General features: G+C 43.0%; 10 protein-coding genes. All 10 read right to left on the minus strand.

Annotated features, from left to right (window positions below):
* Positions 1-10 precede the first annotated feature (10 nt).
* The 10 genes from DWW10_RS06450 to DWW10_RS06500 all read right to left on the minus strand — a co-directional run bounded on the left by DWW10_RS06450 (position 11) and on the right by DWW10_RS06500 (position 19795).
* Positions 11-1234 (minus strand): glycoside hydrolase family 88 protein, encoded by a 1224-nt coding sequence (locus DWW10_RS06450; protein ID WP_118420992.1) that lies wholly within the window; start codon positions 1232-1234, stop codon positions 11-13.
* Between the two features lie 13 nt (positions 1235-1247).
* Entirely contained in the window at positions 1248-2897 is a 1650-nt protein-coding gene (locus DWW10_RS06455) for a glycoside hydrolase family 43 protein (RefSeq protein WP_022391441.1), read from the minus strand.
* 145 nt (positions 2898-3042) lie between these two features.
* On the minus strand, positions 3043-4986 hold the full coding sequence (locus tag DWW10_RS06460; RefSeq protein WP_022391440.1) for a glycoside hydrolase family 97 protein: 1944 nt from the start codon (positions 4984-4986) through the stop codon (positions 3043-3045).
* Positions 4987-5047: 61 nt separating this feature from the next.
* Positions 5048-6139, minus strand: coding sequence for a serine hydrolase domain-containing protein (locus tag DWW10_RS06465; protein WP_118420993.1), 1092 nt, complete (start codon positions 6137-6139; stop codon positions 5048-5050).
* Between the two features lie 2 nt (positions 6140-6141).
* A complete protein-coding gene (locus DWW10_RS06470; RefSeq protein WP_118420994.1) occupies positions 6142-8067 on the minus strand; it encodes a glycoside hydrolase family 127 protein in 1926 nt (641 codons plus the stop codon).
* Between the two features lie 473 nt (positions 8068-8540).
* The gene (locus DWW10_RS06480) at positions 8541-10982 is read right to left on the minus strand and encodes an alpha/beta fold hydrolase (protein ID WP_259320433.1); all 2442 of its coding nucleotides are present in this window, start codon (positions 10980-10982) and stop codon (positions 8541-8543) included.
* A 187-nt stretch (positions 10983-11169) separates the two neighbouring features.
* Positions 11170-12612: a TlpA family protein disulfide reductase gene (locus DWW10_RS06485; protein ID WP_118420995.1), complete on the minus strand. Its 1443-nt coding sequence runs from the start codon at positions 12610-12612 to the stop codon at positions 11170-11172.
* Between the two features lie 93 nt (positions 12613-12705).
* Positions 12706-14091, minus strand: coding sequence for a glycosyl hydrolase family 28 protein (locus DWW10_RS06490; protein WP_029327959.1), 1386 nt, complete (start codon positions 14089-14091; stop codon positions 12706-12708).
* A gap of 92 nt (positions 14092-14183) precedes the next feature.
* Positions 14184-17306 (minus strand): glycoside hydrolase family 2 TIM barrel-domain containing protein, encoded by a 3123-nt coding sequence (locus tag DWW10_RS06495; RefSeq protein ID WP_029427570.1) that lies wholly within the window; start codon positions 17304-17306, stop codon positions 14184-14186.
* A 35-nt stretch (positions 17307-17341) separates the two neighbouring features.
* On the minus strand, positions 17342-19795 hold the full coding sequence (locus tag DWW10_RS06500; RefSeq protein ID WP_029327961.1) for an alpha-L-arabinofuranosidase C-terminal domain-containing protein: 2454 nt from the start codon (positions 19793-19795) through the stop codon (positions 17342-17344).
* Positions 19796-19797 lie beyond the last annotated feature (2 nt).

The following is a 19797-nucleotide window of genomic DNA, read 5'->3' on the forward strand; positions in this document are numbered from 1 at the left end:
AGCGTTGCTTCTATATGACAGCTTTATTTTCAATTAAGTTCTTCAATCGAACCAAGGCTTCGATATAATAATAGTCTGCATAAATGATGGCGGCATCTATTTCTGAATTATTCGGTAAGTGTCCGGTGGAGTGGAGGAGGAATGCCGGCTTGCTTTTGCCGCATTGATACTTGTCCGAACTCAGGCTTGCCAACATTTTTATAGCGGCATCCTTATATTCATCCCCTTTTTTACCGGGCAGATATGTGGAGAGTTCCAGCAATGCGGATGCGGTTACACTTGCAGCGGAGGCATCACGTGGGACATTCGGGATATTGGGGTCATCAAAATCCCAGTAAGGCACATAGTCTTCCGGTAATCTTTCCAAATATACATCTGTTACTTTCTGTACGAAATCCAGATACCGCGGATCTAACGTTTCCCGGTAAACTATTGTATATCCATAGATAGCCCACGCCTGTCCGCGTGCCCACATGGTATTGTCTGCATATCCCTGATGTGTAACTCCTTTTATGAAGTCGCCCGTCAAAGTATCATAGACAGCGACATGATAGGAAGTGTAGTCGGGACGGAACTGATATTTCATAGTCTTATCGGCGTGCGACACGGCTATATCTGCCAGATATGGATTTCCTCCGTTCTTGGCAGCCCAGAAAAGCATTTCCAGGTTTATCATATTATCCATGATAGTATTGTGTCCACCGAACATTTCTATATTGCGTGGCCATGAAAGTATAGTACCTGCACGAGGTCTGAACAAAGTTGCCAGTGAATCTGCTGTGTCCAGAATCACTTGTTTGTATTCCGGGTTATGTGTCAACCGATATCCATTGCCATAGCTGCAAAAGATCAGAAAACCCAGGTCATGGTCGTATGCCGGAATCTGTGACAGGAACTTCAACGGTTCGGTGAATTTCTCTGCTTCCTCCTTTATGGCTGCTTTACCGGTATATTCGTAATCATACCATAAAACTCCCGGCCAGAAGCCACTGCACCATTCATCCTTTGTTGCTTTTCGGCAATGCCAGGTGTTGAGGCTGTCCATGATGTTACGGGGCATCATCGAGTAGTCGATAGTACCTTCTGCCGCTTTTAGTTCTGTTAAAGTGCGTTGTACCTGGGCGTCACAGTAATCCAGCGCCTCATATACATCCACATCCATTCCTTTCTCGGGCATGTTGCAAGCTGTAAACATGCACAGGCATGCACCGAACAGTAGTTCTTTTGTTTTCATATAATCAGTCTTTTTATTTATCTATGTGAAACCAGTCGGCATCTACCCATCCCCGTTCCTTACCATAAGGAGTGGTACTGAATAGCCCTACTTTGGCACCTATCCATTTTCCCTGACGGGCTGTGAAAGGTATACCTATTGCTTTATATTTCTTACCATCCAGGCTGTAATAGAAGTGGCAGATACCGCCTTTTTCTATTTTTACGCGTAGATAGATGTCTCTTTCGTAGTTGGGTAACAACCCTGCTTCGTACTTTCTGCTGACAGGTAATTCTGCCAGGCGAGTAACTGTTTCGGGTGTCTTTTGCTCTGCATCTTTGCAGGTCACTTGCTTCAGTATAAATTTATCGCACTCTTTCTCTACTCCGAGGTAGCAATAGTCCCAGCCCATCACAATCAATCCGGATTGCTGTCCGTCCATTTTGGCGGAAACTTTTAGTTTGGTAGTTGCTGTGAACTCTTCTGCCATGAATTTCTGCAATAAAAGGTTCGGTACTTCCCAGAAATTCACAAAGTTCTTGGAGAGAATATGTCCGTAAATACGGATGAATCCCAGGTCGGAAGTATATCCGAATGTATCCTGATAATTGGCATGCCATTCCCATTGTAGTCCTAACTGGCGGGTATTGAACTCGTCGCTGTCCGCAGGTGTTTCTACCGGGTAATTCTTGCCTACATTGGGCTTTTTATAACGGGTTACGGGTTCGCCACAACCATCGCCGTCCTTATCTTCTCCAATTACAGGCCAGTCGTTTACCCACTTCATCGGATTCAGGTGAACGACACGCCCGTACATGGCTTTATCCTGAAAGTGAACGAACCAGGATTCCCCTGTCTGTGTATCAACCCATGCACCTTGATGAGGACCATTGATGTCGGTAGAACCTTGTGCCATGACAATCTTCTTTTCATAAGGGCCGTATATATTCCGTGAACGCAATACTAACTGCCATCCGGTTGCCACTCCTCCTGCCGGAGCAAAAATGTAGTAGTAGCCGTTCCGCTTATAGAGTTTGGGGCCTTCAATTGTATGGTTGATTCCATCATTACCATCAAAGACCAGTACCGAACCACTGATCACTTTTGTTCCTTCTGCATTCATCTCACAAATTGTGATAACACTGTTCAGTGCGGCACGACTTCCTGCCCATGCGTGTACCAGATATACTTTTCCATCTTCATCCCATAGTGGAGCAGGGTCTATCATGCCACGACCGACTTTTACCAATATCGGTTTCTCCCATTCTCCGGCCGGATCTTTGGTCTTTACCATGAAGATGCCATGATCCGGATCTCCCCAATAGATATAAAACTCTCCATTATGATGGCGGATGGATGGTGCCCAAACACCTTTTCCATGCTGGGGAGCATTGAAGAACTCGATGGGTTCTATCTGTTTCAACGCATAGCCTGCATATTTCCAGTTAACCAAGTCTTTGGAATGGAGAATGGGTAAACCAGGAGCACATCCGAAGCTGGAAGCCGTCATATAAAAATCTTCACCTGCCGCGCAGACATCCGGATCGGAATAATCGGCATGCAGCACCGGATTGATGTATGTACCATCCTTCTGGTCAGATACCCAGGCTTTGGATACATATTGGGCTTCCGCCTGCCAACAGGCAGCGCATAGCAATGTCGTAAGCAGAAATATCTTTTTCATCTTTTTATTTACCTTTTTAAATATCCTGAAAACAAAGATTTTACCTATACAAACTCTTACCTTTATCTACTGAAAATAATCTTAATGCGTTATTTGCCTATTAATACGAGCGAATCTGTTTATTCACTCAATGGAATATCATATTTTATAATCTTTCTCCTTTGTACCTTTTATACTTCTTCATTTCCTGCCTGTCTATAGGTACCAGTCGTATGGCAGCCCCACCACTGGGTTTCAGCTGGAACTTCATGGTTTGTGAAGCATTGACAAGCAGATAAGTACATTTTACCTGTGTACTTGTTTTTATCTTTTCTCCTCCATCCGTATAGATGCAGGCGAGGTAATTCTTTTCTTTATCGAGGAACGTGAGAGGAATTTCTTCTTCAGAACCTTCATTGTTGGTCATTGCTGCAACAAACCATTCCTGACCTTTCCGGCGTGCCATTGTTATGTTTTTGCCGGGAGCGCCATCCAATACTTTCGTATCGTCGAATACGGTTTGCAAGTTCTCAAACCATTCTATTTCCGGTTCTCCGTGATAGAACGATGGTTTGTCATACCAGAAGATAGTTTGCAGAGGGCTGTAGAACACGAGGGATGCTGCCAGTTGATGAGCATGAGTTGTTTTCAGCCGTTTGTCGAAATAACAGATCGTATAGTCGGCTGCACCGTTTATCATACGAGTGAAGGGGAGCGTGACATTATGAGTTGCATCGGGAAATTCTTCGTTTCCACAAATGCCTTCCTGAGTTAATAAATTCGGATAAGTACGGCTGAAACCTGAAGGGCGATATTCATCATGGATATTCATCAGCAGATGATTTTCTGCCGCCAAGCGAACCATGTCGTGCATCCAGGTTGCCCAGCGATGGCTGGCGTATTGTACGAAACCGGATTTCACTCCGACAATTCCCCATTCGCGAAGCAATGGGAAAAGTTCACGCATTTGCTTCATGAGTGCATGCTGGTTTACGTACACCCAGATACCAACTCCTTTTTCCTTACCATAAGCTATTACACGGGGCATATCCAGTTTGGCAACCACTTTTGTGGCATCCCCGTCATGTGAAGTACAGGGCATATACCATTGCCAGTCGAAAAGCATATACGGGATATTGTGTGCTGCACAGAAATCGATGGTTGCAATGGCTCCTTGAGTTGTGATGCTGGTTTCACGCATAATTTTGCCAGGCTTCACCCATGCGGCGGCATTAGCAATTTCACACGGCGGATTCAAATTTTGGATGATATCATTGTGTTCCAGCAATTCACCCGGTTTGTCGGCTGCCATGACTATCTTCCAGGGAGTGGCATAATAAGTCACCACATCCACGGGGCTATACATTACAGAAGTCAGTGTGTTCTTCTTGTCTGTGGAGGCAAGGTACTTGGTCAAACACCAATCGTCTACGTCGGCATCTGCCAGTGCGGCCCATTTGCCATTCGGGAGTTCCAGAGTAAGGGCACGTTCTACCGGATGTTTGATATCATCAATGTTCAGGTATTCGAAGAAAGCTTGTGCCCATTGTTCGGTCCATGCTTTTGTACCTGCCGGTAAGGTATATTCTGTGAGATCACCTACTACTTTATGAAAGATAGCCTTCGGGTGTTCCGGGAAGAAATAGCGGAAAGCCACTCCTTCATTATAGGCACGCACTTCAATATTGAGCCGGTAGCCGGAGTTATCTTTTTTGGAGAGATAAAGGGTGCCGGTCCGGTAATGATCGCGTATATTGCTACGTTCACCGTAAAGTGGCTGCCAGGTGATGTCTGTTTCGGGTTGGTAAGTCACAGAGTCCACTTCCAGATTGTCCATCCAGCAGGCAGGCTGTTTTAGGTTTCGTGCTCCCAGAGCCATTTCCCATATCCGGTTGTCCAGTTCCAGTCCGGCACGTGATTCATTGACTATGGGTTGTGATTTGTAATCTACCCGATAACAAAGTTCGTTTACCGCAGGTGAAACCTGCTTCTGGTAAAATGCTATTTCATGTGTTCCGTCAGGAGATGCCAGCTTTAGTTCCTTGCTGTTGTCTGCAAAGAGGGAAGGAGCGAGAGCTAACATAATAATTGCTGAGCCGATAGTCTTCATATCTTCGTATTTATTGTTTTTATATAAATACGATTTGGGATATGAGGATACTCAATGTATTCTATCTTTTTAGGGAAATAATGTTCGAGACAGTTTGTGAAATGACAGGACTTCCATAAAATGACGAGAAGCCATCTTCTTTTTGTGAACTTCCCTGTACATGGGCTATAAAGAATCCGTATACCCGGTCTTGTTTATTGATCCATGGATAGGCGCCGGCCCAACCCGGTGAACTGATCTGATAGGCTTCTCCTGTTGCTTCATCAATAAGTTCCCGCCATTCTCCCAAACCATATATGCCAGTATGATATTTTTTCAGCGCACGTTCCACGTATTCACCCGGGTGAACTTCCGCATTTCCCACCTGGTCTGCCTGCATTTCATGTATGGTTTCGGGTTTCAGTATTTGCTTTTCTTTAAATACGCCATTGTGGTAGATCATATCAAGAAAACGCATGTAGTCGTGCAAAGTGGTACAGAGACCTCCACCCAACATGGGAGCGTGTCCGCCATCTGTATTCACAGGCGTGAAGTGAGAGTTTTTCATCCCTAAAGGTTGGGCTATTAATTCCTGAAATAATTCCTCGAATTCTTTATTCATAGCTTTTTCTGCCATCCGGCCTGCTATCTGCATGGCAAGTCCGCCATATTCAAAGCGGGTACCATGAGTGAAAACCGTGTCAAGCGGAAGAATCTCCATGATTGCTGAATCCAGATGATTGTAATTGTCTACGCGTGGTTCCGGTAGATAAGGGCGGATGCCCGATGTGTGCGAAAGCAGTTGGCGTAAAGTAATTATTCCTTTTATGTCGTTTTTAAATTCAGGAATCCATTTCTTTACACTATCATTCCAGTCTAGTTCGGTGCAGTCTACCACTGCCCCGATTACTGCGGCGGCTATCCATTTTCCGGCAGAGGCTACATAGACTTTTGTGTCAGGGGTAAAATCTTTGTAGTTTTTCTGAAAGATAATGCTATCGTCTCTGACTACACAGATTGAGGCTCCCGGATAGTATCCCTTATTCATCCATGAGGTGATAATAGAGTCAAGCGGTGTAAAATCATAAGCCGCCTGCCGGTTATCGGCAGGACGGCATGATGTGAATGACAGATAAATACCTATGAGAGAAACTATAATAATAATTTGTTTCATTTCTATTTTTCTATTAAGTCCCAGTATACTACGTAGCATTGGTGATGTAAGTCATACAGTGGCTTTAAAACATTGCCCTGTGATGTTTTAAATATCAGTTCCTCGCCTGTACGCTGTAAACTGTGTCCGGGGTGTTTCTGGTCTATTTGTAAGGTGGTATTCAGCTCAGCCGGAATATGATAATTGTAAGTATAGTAATCATTATATAATGCCGGATCAGAGAATGGTGCCGGAGCTTGCATACCTTCTGTTCCCGATTCGCCGGCCAATACCAGCGGTCCGTATAGCAAAGCTCCCTTTTGTGGATTGTCTGGCGTTGTTTCCAGTTGCAGGCTCATCGGATAATTAGCTTCAATGCGATCACCGTCTTTCCATTGGCGGGTTACGGCAATGTATGATCCCGGTTTCTGTTTTACCGATACTTTTTTTCCATTGACGTTTACTTTCACATTTTTACTCCATGATGGATAGCGCAGATAAATCGTAGTAGTGACAGGTTTGTCCGTTTGGATGGTCAATGCAGTGTTCTCTGCTGCAGGGAAAGCTGTTTCCTGGCGCAGAGTTATTCCTTTCGCTTTCCAGTTTACTTCTGACGGGATAAAGAGGTTTACGTAGATTCCCTGATCATTGTGATAATAGATAGCTTCTCCATATTTAGCATGGTTTTCGAAGCCGCTGCCTACACAACACCAGAAGGAATTCTCCTGGGTACTATAAACTTTGTGCGAGCCGGAGAGCAAAGGCAGGAAATAGGATACCATTCCCGTTTCAGGATCTTGTTGCCCAAGGATATGATTATAGAGTGCACGTTCGTAATAATCGGCAACTTTGGCATCTCCTGTCCAGCAAAACAGGTGACGACTGAGTTTCAGCATATTGTACGTACAACAAGTCTCACCGGTATATCCGGTCAGATGTTTGGATAATTGTTGTGGATCGAAATAATGCTCTTTATCACTGCTGCATCCCGGCGCAAAGGTATGGTGGTCTATCATGGTATGCCAGAAAAAATCAGTCAGTTTCCGACTGTCGTTATCCTGTGTCAACTCATAGTTGCGTGCTTCGGCAAGAACTTTTGGAATAAAGGTATTCGTGTGCTTTGTTCCTAAATCATCGCGTTGTTCTTTCAATGGATCGATAACATCATTATGATAGAAGAATTCAGCAAGCCATTGATAATGCTCGTCGCCGGTGATGGCATACAGATTATAGAAAGATTCGTTCACACCGCCGAATTCATTCCGTATCATTCTTTTCCGGGTGGGTTCATCCAGCGGTTTAAGTTTATTATAAGCCCAGTCGCCCATGCGGGTAACTACTTCCAATGCCTGTTTGTTATCTGTATAGAGGTATTGGTCTATCAATCCGGAGAAGAGCTTGTGCAATGTATACCAGGGTGCCCATACACTCGTCCCACGTATATTCCGGTTGATTAATTCTTCCGGATATGCACTGAGATACCCGTTTCCCAAAGCTGCCTGTACTTCTGCCAGACCTGTAACAAGACTGTCGCCTTTCAGCTTGAATATTTCACTTCCGGTAGATGCGTACATGAGCGCATAAGCTGATAGTAAATGGCCTGTTGTATGTCCGCGCAGTTCGCAGTCCAGTGATTCCCAGCCACCCAGTTTCTTTACGGTCATATATCCACCTTCACGTCCGGCAAATACTCCGGCGTTGTTGCGGAAACTGTGTAGCAAACGATTGGTTGCTATAGAAGTCATCCAAACAGAATCACGCATCATATTGTCGCGGAAGCGGCTTGGTAATAAACGCACGTCTTTTAAGTCGAAACTCTCTACCTGTATCGGTGCTATCGTTACTTTCTTCATTTTTCCGGTATGCTGTCCGGGATAAACGGATTGAGCGGAAAGACCGGTTGATAGAGCCGCACAGATTGTCATTAGGATTAAACTCTTATTTCTCATAACTTCTTTCTTTATATATACGAAGGGGAGGGATGTATTACTCAAAACTCGTTGGAAGAATTAATTCATAGTCCGTCCGAAAGGAATTAAATAATCATTGGTTTGTGAGTTTTGTTGTGTTTTATTGATATTAAATGGCTGTTTTATAAACGACTGATTATCAGATGTCTTATAGTAGCGGTATCTCAGTATACGATTGAGGTAGGCTAAGTATAGGACTGAGGTACCCTAAGTATAGGACTGAGATACCCTAAGTATACGACTGAGCTTATAGATGTTTCCTTTTGTAAATATTTGCCATCTATACATGGCGATATTTGTTGGTTAGATTAAAAGTTCATTGCTTGATATACCCATTCGTAATGTAGATGAGATACTGCAGAAAATCTCTTTTACTGTACTCAAGGTTCAAACGGACAAACTTATAAAACAAACGTTCTATATTTTATAGCTTTTATCTGCATTGCGTGAATTTATTGTTTCAGAAATTCACGCAATGCAGCATTAAATGCTTCAGGTTGTTCCATGTTCAGTATGTGCCCACAGTCTTCTAATATTTTCAATTTCCCATTTGGCAGATATTTTAGAATTTCAGGTTGATTGGAATAGCGGTTGTTGGGTGATTGGCCTTCTACAATTAGAGTCGGCACTGTCGGATGATTCTTCTTTATTACTTCATAAGCATCCAGTCCTGCAACTACCCGTACTTCTTTGTGTAATGGCTGCCAAGCATCCCAATCATCAATCATTTCCCATAAAGGCTGACGCATTCTTTCTTTCCGGGTGCCTCCCGAACTCATCAGTCCTTCAAACCATTCACGTTTCATGACGTCGACTCCTTTCACTTTTAGGGCCGCAATTTCTTGGTCCCGTTTCTGAGCTTCTTCTTTGGTCATAGGTTGGCTCGGCCCTTTTGACTTACGTATATTTCCACTGGCAAGGAAAGCTGATGCCATGCGTTCGGGAAACCAGCCTAACATATCGGCACCAATGAAACCGCCTAACGACAAGCCAACTATGTGTGCTTTCCGGATATGGAGAGAATCCATCAGTGTCACTAAGTCTTGCACATGGGTAAACTGATAATCTTCGGTCTGGGAGGAAGAAGCACCATATCCTCGTAAGTCGTAACGAATCACACGGTATTCTTTGGCAAATTCAGCGAATTGTTCATCCCACATTCTGTGATCCAGTGAATGACCATGTACAAAAATTACAGGCTCTCCGCTTCCAGCTTCCTCATAATAGAGTGAACCATTACCGACATCAATGCGACCAGATTTGAATTCAGCCATCCCGCCCGATTTCAAGATGTAGAAACTACGTTCCACCGGTTCAGCCGTCTGTACTTTGCCTGCAATGCCATATTGCCAGGCAACTACCGTTACTTTTACCGGGTATTTACTGCTGGGTGGGATAGGAGTGAATACAATTTGATCTCCTTCTATTTCAGCCGGACCTTCTTTGATGTAGTAAGAGACGGGCAGTCCGCAATCACTCGTGGCTTTTAAAGATAAAGAACCGCTTCCCGCTTTCACATCGGGCAATCCTGGAAATAATATATATTGCTTTTGTCCTTCCGTATTCCGGTAAGGGATGCGGATACTGACCTCCTGAACAGCACTTTTATACTTCCGGTCTCCTGCTTGGCTTGCCAACAGGCATATATCACTGGTACGACGCGGATTATTCATGCCCATTCGATAGAAAGATACCATAAATGTGGTGTCATTTACTTTTTTCACAGGTCCGCAGATACGACTGATTATCGGTGTTGCATCTGCATGTTCATCAGATAGTTGGGTTCTCAGGGAATCCGTACATACGGCTTTCAGGTGGAAAGTGATTCCATCGGCTTCCGGATTGAAGCGGGGCTGTACACGTACATGCTGCTTCTTGTCGTATGTCAGTAAGTTGCCGTTTTGCTCAAAACCCAGATACTGTTGTTGCTTTCCGCGGCTTTGCGTATATCGTGCTTCAGTCGCTTCCGCTATTTCACGGTCAAAATACCAGAAAGCATCATGAGGATCACCTTTATATTGTGAATAGGGGGCGGCTTTGACTCGCTTCTTCTGATCGGGATGCCAGCGTTCTGCCAGCCAGCCTTTGGCTGGGTTTACCGGATTCAGTTTTACTTTACCGTCTTTCGTTACTTCATCCGTCAGTCGTTGATTGATAGCTTTTTCCAGAAATAGAGCAATGTATGCGGTTGTTTCATCTGCCACATCGAAATGTCCCCGTCCTGCGTCACACAGAAATGAGATGCAACTTTCAGGATACATCATGCGGAAGGCCAGTGCCGGATTTACCCGGGCTTCCCACCATTCATATTCTCCTTCAATCATCAGTCCGGGAATTCCATCTATATTACGGGTACGTCCCCATTCCAGGTTCTCACGCCCGTAGCCGGTAAGATTCGTACGCGGAGCATCGCCGTGCAGGGAAATGATAGCCAAAGTGCGTTCCGGATTCCATGCTGCAAAGTTCCAGGGATAGGTAGCCATAGCCGAATGGCCTATGGGAACGATGGGGACATTTTTCAGTTCGCTATATCCGCTGACGTCTGCCAGGTCGACCATCATTTTCTCAAATATCTGTTGTGTGCCTTTCGATACATCCCATTGCTGATCGATGCCGGGTGTTATCCATACAAAGCCGATTCCCAGCTTCTGCATCTTTTCGCGGAAAAGGGGATTATCAAAAAGAGTTTCTTCGCTCATATTGTGTTGTCCTACAATAATTGCTTTTATCTGCATACAGTCAGCGGGTATCCACAAGAAAGCCGTAGGATTCCGGTTCGTTTCATTGGAGACGAATCCGTCAAGGGTCACAGACCATTGCCATTCCCCTGCCCGCAAACAGGGAGAGAAGAGCAGCAAGAGGATGATTGGAAAAAGCAGTCTATATCTATTCATGTTTTTTTGTTTTTTACAGTATTAATACGAACGAGGAATAAGCTTCACTCAAAAATAAGGGATTTAAAACAATGATTCCACAAATCTTATAAGATTTATGGAATTGAATCCATAAAAATCAAAAGATTTGTGGAATCAGCCTGTTTTTGTTATATTTCGGTGAGCCTTAGTATTCGTTAATAATCTTTTATTTAGAGGCTTCTTTCAGTTGTTCCGTCAACTTATCCATATCTTCCGGGCTGGCTGCCGATGGGAATTGTAGTTCTCCTTCTTTATTGACAATGGCATAATGCGGGATTGACAACATACCGTTCCGCCCGAACTTCTCATAAATTTCCATTTTGAAAGCCTCGTTGATGATGACATGCTCTCCTTTTAAGTTATAGTGCCCTGTCATTTTTTTCCAGAGTTCAGCTTTCTGGGGAGTATCGATGGAAACATACAATAACACGATATCATTTTCAGCAGCATATTTCTGCAAAGGTTTGAGGTGTGCAAACGATGCACGACAAGGACCGCACCAGGTAGCCCATACATCGATAAAGATCACTTTACCCGGGTATAAGTCAGTAATTTCCTTAAAGGTGCGTACACTGTCTGTATTCAATATATGAATATCTTTCGGAAGTTCGGCTTCATTGAACGCTTTGTTCCTTTGTATCGCTGTTTCTAATTTCGGCATTAGCACGCTTTTAGGATATAATGTCTTGAATTCCTCATACAATGCAGGAATACCAGTTGCAAAATACTCACGGCTTTCATCTTCCAGAATGAGAAGTCCCATTGCAGCCTCCTGTACCCGGCCTTGCAGATTTGTTTTATACCAATCGAATAACAGTTGATTGCGTTCATTGTCATCATTCGTGCGCCTTTCATGTTGCATGAAAATATCTATGCCTGCCATATTCGATACGACATCTGCAAATGCAGGAGAGAATACGCTTTCAGCCTGACCGACGTTTGCAAAATCCAACATCTGGGCGTAAGCGTCGTCCCATTCCTTCTTGAGCGTTTCGGAACCTCTCCGGTAGTTACCGAAATACTGATTCATATATGCCATCAAAGCCTGTATACGTATATCTTGTATGGCTCTCTGTCTGAGCTGATCGTCCACTTCTGCCACTTCGTTTTCTAATGTAGTAGCGTAGTCTGTCAGCTTTTGATATACGGATGAGGCAACCGTGTCCTTGCCGACGTTAAAGATATCTCCCCGGCGTGCACGTAGATTAAATACGTTTTCATTCAGATCAGCCAGTTTCTTGAGTATTTCATTTTCTTTCGTCAAGCCGTCAACCGGGTTTAGTTCATTGGATTTGGAAGCATCGATATCGAGCGTCTGTTTTCCCGGAGCAAGATAGATACTACCTAAGTTTCGCTCACCATATAGAAAAAGAGTCAGCTTTTCGTTCCCGTTTACAGGTAAGGTAATCTGATACGTACTGTCGGCATTTAAACGTAAAGTATCAATCTTGTTCGGTAAGTAAATGCCATCTGTAGTGATATTATATACAATGGGAGCGCCGGATGTATTCGTTACTTTGCCTTCTAAAGTAATATTCTTCTGGGTACATCCGCTCAGGAGCATAGTGGTTGTTATGCCGCCAAGGCATAAAGATTTGATGAATTCCATTATTTGTTTTTCATTTGGTTTATAATCTGAGACGCTAAAATAGTGATAAGGTTACATCGGGACAATTATTTTCTGTTATTTCTCCGTGATTGTTCATTTTATCTTAATCCCTTTTATAAAATCATTGGTTACTATTCCTTTCAAGTCCTTCATCCGTTCTCCATTGATTACTACATTTTCAAACGTCACGTTTTGCACGGTTCGTTCTTTGTCCAGTCCTTGAATCAACGATGGATTTTCTCCTATGCCTGTATATGTAATATTTCTGAAAGTAATGCCTTCAATGCCGCTTCCCGGCTGTTTATCATATTTCTCGTTGAAACGTACTTTTACATAAAACAGTCGTCCTTCCTGAATATTCTCTACCCGGATATCTTCGAAGAGAATATTACGAACCTGATTCTTATCACCACAATCTACTGTCATGCAACCTTGATAAATCGGGTCATCCTCGTCATGTTCCAGGATGTCGATGTTACGGAAAGTCAGATTCTCTATCACTTCTCCTGTCGGTGAGTCCGGATCGCCATGACCGCCTACATTGATGGGATGTGCCACATCTGCCCAAAGAATAGAATTTTGCACGGTAATATCAGATGAACCTCCCCACCAGTTCCAGCGGTGATTGTACAAAGCAATGCAATCGTCCGAATTGCGCATAAAGACATTGTCGATAAGTACCTGACGGCAGCACATCATATCTATACCGTCACTCCATCCTTTACAACTGAAGGACTTCAGATTTTTAATCGTAATTCCTGTGGAACCACCTCCAAATACGGTATAATGGTCCGGATTCACTACTGTAATGCCATCTATCCATATATTTTTGGAATCAGTGATTTCAATGCCCCGTACAGCGTGGTCTATGATTCCCCGTCCGATGATGCGGACATTCTCGGCTTTGTCTACCACGAGTTTTGCCTTGACCACAGCTCCGGGGGCCAGATATACGGTTGTATTACTTGGTATCCTTATCTGATTGTTGGGTAAGTCTTTGGGGCGGTGTGTGCCCGGACCGAAATACATTACTCCTTTAGTTTCTTTTTCATATTTTTCAGTCTCCATCGGGTTGGCAAAAAGATGCAGGTTGTGCAGTCGGTCACCATTAAACTCAATGGATAGATATTGTGGCTTTTCCAGAGTGAAAAGAATGGCGTTTTGTATCTGCTTGTATTCAATACCTTTACTCAAAGGGCGTATGGCTACTTCGCGCACAGTGCCATTGTTCTTCTTCACCATTACTTCTACGGGACTTCCCATATCAAATTGCACCATGGAAGCATCCTGCACTTTGTCCATATCTACCTGTACGTTGTATTCGAACAAATCTTTCCATTCGCCGCCGGGGATGCGTACGCGTACGGTATAGTCATCATTGTGCGGCATCCCGGTACTCAGTGTACCGGGATAAGTCACTAGTTGTGCCTGTATGGACAAGCAGAAGAAGGCTGATAAGATAGTTGTAATAAATTTCATTGTATAATCGTTTTTTGAATAATTTTCTTCATATCTTGATTAAGATACGAATTAAGGTAAAATATTACTCAATATATAGAAATTCATCATTTTCATTGAATCACTACTTTATTTTGCACCGGTGTCATGATGAATGTAAATTCATAATCACCATACGGTAACATGAACTCCGGTTCTGGAAGTGCACTCCAACTGTCTATGCAAGCCAGTCCCATCTGGGCTTTATCAATCAATACATTTGTCAGATCGGCTTTTTCTACTTCCTCAGAGTGTCCTTGTTGTTTTTCCAAACCTTCGTCCAGTGATTCGATTGTGTAGTGCAAAGCAGAAGCTGAAAAAGGAGCGTCAGCTACGAACTGCAATCCATTTCCACTTATATTCAACTGTCTCCACCAGCGGATATCCGTTTTTGTGCCATTTTCTTGCGGACGGATATAAGGAGAGAATTGCTCATCAACAGTTTGATTGTAAATGCCTAAATCCGTACAATGATTACGATTACTATAGTTTTCCATTGGACCACGGCCATAATAGGAAATATTTTCAAATGACCTCGGCATAACCAGTTGCATGCCGAAGCGGAACATATTGGAAACGTTGGCCGCCTTGTCCGTTATCATTTTTTGGTTTACCTGAACCGCTCCTTGGTTATTGATGGTATAAGTGATATACAGTTTAGCAGAAACCTGTTTCATCTCATATTCTGCTGAAATAACCGCTTGATTGTCTACAATGTTATTTTTCAGTGATATGAGTTTGATATCCGGATTCTTCCATGCACTATATTTCAGTTGCAATTTTGCTCCATAATCATTGTCGGTAGGTGCCCGCCAGAAATTCGGGGTAAGTGCGGCACCGTCTTTAATCATGTCCAGACCGTTGACAATGTATTTATCCATATAGCCGGTAGATCTCTTGAATCTGATAAGGAAGTTCTCACCTTTTACAATCCAGTGGCGGATATTCGTATCGTTTACCTGAGGTGTGATTACGGGGATATAGTTTTCAGTAACATTCTTCAGCTTCATTTCAGGAGTTTTGTATGGATGTAACACTAATTGGTCTTTGGCAACTATGTGGCCGACAGGGATCAAGCCTTCGCGATCTTTTTGTCGGTATCTGACATTCAATAACCATTCTCCGTTCTCATCGGTTTCTCCCAGCTTGAGAATGAGAGATACTGTTTGCAATGGGGCTACATTCAGTTTTTCTATACGTCCGCTACGTATGGCTCTGCCGTTGTTCAGCACTTCCCATTCCATATAATAGGCAGACAGATCACGGAAGAAATTCTCATTGTAAATATTGATTTCACCTTTTGACAGATCCCCCGGAGTGGTCCAGATGTTCTGATAGAAATATCCCACTTCATATACATGCGGATTGGGGATGCGGTCCGGATTGAGTAAACCGTTGTCGCTATAGTTGTCGTCACCGGTTTTAATCGTATCGAAATCACCATCATAACCATAGATCATTTTGCCACTTTTGCCTGTCCAGTGGGGTGACTGATCTATTAGATCCCAAATAAATCCACCTTGGAATTTCGGGTATTTACGGATAAGATCCCAATATATTTTAAAGTCACCTAATGCATTTCCCATTGCGTGAGCATATTCACACATGATCATAGGTTTCTGTTTACTTTCGTCTTCACAATAACTGATGCACTTGGAGTAAACGGGATACATCGGGCAATAAACGTCAGTGTTGCTTCCTGTGTCATAGGCTTGTTCAAAATGCACGAAGCGACTGGGGTCTTCTGCTCTCACCCATTGATAACATGCTTCAAAGTTCGGTCCATCGCCACATTCATTTCCCAATGACCAGAAGATAATGCTCGGATGATTGAAGTTGCGTTGTACATTACGTTGATTACGTTCCAGATGTGCTTTCCTATATGAATCCACTCTTGCCAATGAAGTCTCTTTGAATCCCATTCCATGTGATTCCAGGTTAGCTTCAGCCACTACATACAAACCATATTTGTCACACAACTCATACCAGAAACTGTCGTCCGGATAATGGCAGGTACGAACGGCATTTATATTGAACATTTTCATTAATTGAATATCCTGAATCATACGTTCCCGAGAGATAACATATCCGCCGTCCGGGTCCATTTCGTGACGGTTGGCTCCTTTAATAAGTATTGGTTGTCCATTTACCCAGAGTTGTGCATTCTTCATTTCTATCTTGCGGAAGCCTACTTTTATGGGAACAACTTCTGTGATTTCTCCATTTTCTTTCAGAGTAGCCCGAAGCGTATAGAGATAGGGAGTTTCCGCACTCCATTTATGGGGATTTTCAAGTTTCATAATGGTAGATATATTGCCGTTACCTTTTACTTCGGTTGCTGTCACGGTCTTGCCTTTTGCATCAAGCAGTTCCAGAGTTACCAGGTTATTTCCTTTTAGATTCAGATCAATAGCCAGTGTACCGTTTTTGTATTGACTATCTAAATCCGGGGTTACACGTAGGTCTTCAATACGTTTTTTATTGCGTGAATAGAGATAGCAATCGCGTGCAACACCATGATACCGGAAGAAGTCCTGATCTTCCAGATAACTGCCGTCGCACCAGCGGAATACCTGAAACGCTATGAGATTTTTCTGTCCCGGTTTCAGGTAAGAAGTTAGATTGAACTCAGCTTCCAGCTTGCTGTCTTCACTATAACCGACAAACTTTCCATTCACCCATAAATAGATGTTTGAAGAAACCGAACCGAAATGCGCAATGATATCTTTACCTTTCCAATCAGACGGAACGATTATTTCCCGACGATAGGAACCTACATGGTTGTTCTCCACAGGTACTACGGGCGGATTATTCTTACACCAGCCTTTCCATAATTTCCAGTCGAAACCTACTCCCGAATAGAGTGGAACATCATATCCGTTCAATTCCCACATTGCCGGAATAGGCAGATCATCCCATCCTTTGTCATTATACCCTATCTTCCAGAAATCAGTCGGACGAGCGTCCGAGTCTTTTACCCAACGAAATTTCCAGATACCGTTTAAAGTCATAAAGTTGGCGGATTTTTCTTTTACGGCTTCTGTCGCTGCTTCAGTGCTTTCATAAGCAAAGAAGTTGGTATGCATCGGAGCACGGTTTACGGCATTGATTTCCGGGTCTTGCCATTCTTTGAAAGTTTGTGCATCCATTGTTGTTAAACTGATTAGAAAGAATCCGATTAAAAAAAGTATTTTCATGATAATTCAGTATATATTAATAAATGGTTTACTTTTCATTTAGCAGTTATTCTTATTACAGTAAATGAATATTGTGGCATTTTATAAGAGAATTTTTCTCCGATGGCAAGGTTTCCATTTACAGGTATGGCTGTTTTAGACCTTATATCACCGGTGAGTATGCTGGTTGATGCTATCGGGTTGTATCCCTGAAGTGAAGGCAGATATAAATTAGTGTTGACGCTGATAGGCAACAGATTGACCAATTTTATAATAATGTCACCTGTTTTTGATTCACGTATCACCGATTGCCCTATGCGAAGATTCACCTTGCGATCTTGTTGATCGGTATTTAGTTCAGCGGGAATATATTCGTCACCACTATTTTGCCCAAACATTCTTTGAGTATAATAGCTTGCTGTAGGGTGGACTTCAGAGTTATTGAAGTATATAAGGTCCGGATTCCAATGAATATGTCCTTCTTTAGCGAGTAAGGGAGCATAACTTGTCATACATACAATATCTCCATTTCGCTCCAGGTTGGTCATGTGGAGGGCTTCGGCAAGGGCACTCTCTAAGCTTGTTTGTGAATGGCTATAACTGCGTGCCGCCCATTCACCGAGATAAACTTTCGACTTTGAACGATCATAGTGGTCGTAAAAGTTCTGGTTATAAATATACCATCCGGTTGGACGATAACAGTGCTCGTCAACAATCGGTACCTGCAATTCTGTGGCGTACTTCCATCCTTCTTCGTAGTCTATTCCCTTAATATCAGGACCGGCAGTGCCTATGATAGTGATGTCAGGATAATACTCTTTTACTACATCATATATCATTTTAAATCTGATTTTAAATTCTTCAGAGATCATATCTTCATTACCCAGGCCGATATACTTCAGATTAAAGGGTGCAGGATGTCCGGCATCAGCACGTATTTTGGCCCACTTTGATGTTCGGGGATTTCCATTTGCCCATTCTATTAAATCAAGTACATCTTGTATGTACTGTGGCATTTTATCCATAGGAATTCCACCTTGTTGCCCTTCTGAAAAAAGTTCTGGTAGGTCCGATTTCATTTTACCACTTTCAATTAGAGACTTGTGCAACAGACCGGAGTTTTGGCAACTTACACCTGCTGCAATAATAGGTAGAGGTTCTGCTCCGACATCTTCACAAAACTGGAAATATTCGAAATAACCCAGTCCACGTGTCTGATGATAATGCCAGATATTGGGCAGATGTCGGCGTTCGTGGAGTGGTCCGACAGAGCCTTTCCAGTCATACATATTATCAAGTCCGTCACCGTGTGCAAGGCATCCACCGGGGAAACGGATAAAGCGGGGCTGAAGATCAGCTATAAGCTGTGCAAGGTCACGACGAAGCCCGTTTTTACGCCCTTTGAATGTATTCTGTGGGAAAAGAGAAATCATGTCGAGTGCATAAGTACCTGTTTGCAAAGGCATTATTTCGAGTCGGGCATCAGTATCATCAGCAGTAGCAATAAGTGTACATGTCTGCTGTTTCCAATCTTTTGCATTGAGACTGATTTTGTTTTGGGCTATGATATCTCCGTTTTTAGATACTATTCTTACTTCTGCAAATTCTTTCTTTGCGCTAGAATGAATAGAAGATACGAAAAGAGAGAAGTCATATTTTTCTCCTTTTTTCATATATATGCCGTCGAATCCTGAATTTATGAGAGTTCCGCCAACCTGTGTCACATCAAGTACTGCATAAAACTTGTTATTAGGATGTATCGGTTTTATATCTGTAATAGTAAGTGAGGCGCCACTGCTTGTACTCCAGGCGTAATCATGTGTCCAGTTCTTTTCTCGTGCAAAACTGTCTTCACAGTATTCAAAATCTCTGTTTTGTATCAATTCGGCATAGAGTCCTCCATCGGCAGCATGACTTAAATCTTCGAAGAAGACCCCAATGAGCATGTCAGATATAGGTTTGGCTTTTGATATATCGGTTTTTATATCTACGTTGACAGGTTGGAGATTCAGAAAGCGTGCGTTGTCATGTTCGGCCCGTTCATTGTATTCCGCATTCTTAAAATCTTCATATTGGAAATGATTTATTACAGCCTGCATTTCATTATAGCCTATTTTCACTATGGGAGAGTGCTTTGTGGCTATTTGTTTTTTCTTTTCAAAATATCTCTGCCTTTCCCATGTGATGAGATTTTCACTCTTTGCTTGAGCGTAAATCTGTCCGCTTTTGCTTATTTGCCACGTGGCAAGATATTCACCATCGGCAGTACGTTCAATGCAAGGGTTGATCATTGTCTTCCATGATCCCCAGTCACTTCTGATCACAGTACGTCCGTCACACAACATTTCCCAGTTTTCTCCATCTGAACTCCATTTAAGTTTCATACCCGAACGTCCTGTATTATGTGTTTCTGCAAACGGCATAATATATACGGAGTCTGGTTCCTCGGCCATTGCTGATGTCACCATAGCAGCAATGGCTATAGACACAATAATTAGTTTTGGTTTCATAT

Source organism: Bacteroides intestinalis (assembly GCF_003464595.1).
GTDB lineage: Bacteria > Bacteroidota > Bacteroidia > Bacteroidales > Bacteroidaceae > Bacteroides > Bacteroides intestinalis_A.

Excerpts from the sequence above, each read along its gene's own strand:
- DWW10_RS06450 (WP_118420992.1), bottom strand. The coding sequence starts at position 1,234 with ATGAAAACAAAAGAACTACTGTTCGGTGCATGCCTGTGCATGTTTACA.
- DWW10_RS06470 (WP_118420994.1), bottom strand. The coding sequence starts at position 8,067 with ATGAGAAATAAGAGTTTAATCCTAATGACAATCTGTGCGGCTCTATCA.
- DWW10_RS06465 (WP_118420993.1), bottom strand. The coding sequence starts at position 6,139 with ATGAAACAAATTATTATTATAGTTTCTCTCATAGGTATTTATCTGTCA.
- DWW10_RS06455 (WP_022391441.1), bottom strand. The coding sequence starts at position 2,897 with ATGAAAAAGATATTTCTGCTTACGACATTGCTATGCGCTGCCTGTTGG.
- DWW10_RS06500 (WP_029327961.1), bottom strand. The coding sequence starts at position 19,795 with ATGAAACCAAAACTAATTATTGTGTCTATAGCCATTGCTGCTATGGTG.
- DWW10_RS06460 (WP_022391440.1), bottom strand. The coding sequence starts at position 4,986 with ATGAAGACTATCGGCTCAGCAATTATTATGTTAGCTCTCGCTCCTTCC.
- DWW10_RS06490 (WP_029327959.1), bottom strand. The coding sequence starts at position 14,091 with ATGAAATTTATTACAACTATCTTATCAGCCTTCTTCTGCTTGTCCATA.
- DWW10_RS06485 (WP_118420995.1), bottom strand. The coding sequence starts at position 12,612 with ATGGAATTCATCAAATCTTTATGCCTTGGCGGCATAACAACCACTATG.
- DWW10_RS06480 (WP_259320433.1), bottom strand. The coding sequence starts at position 10,982 with ATGAATAGATATAGACTGCTTTTTCCAATCATCCTCTTGCTGCTCTTC.
- DWW10_RS06495 (WP_029427570.1), bottom strand. The coding sequence starts at position 17,306 with ATGAAAATACTTTTTTTAATCGGATTCTTTCTAATCAGTTTAACAACA.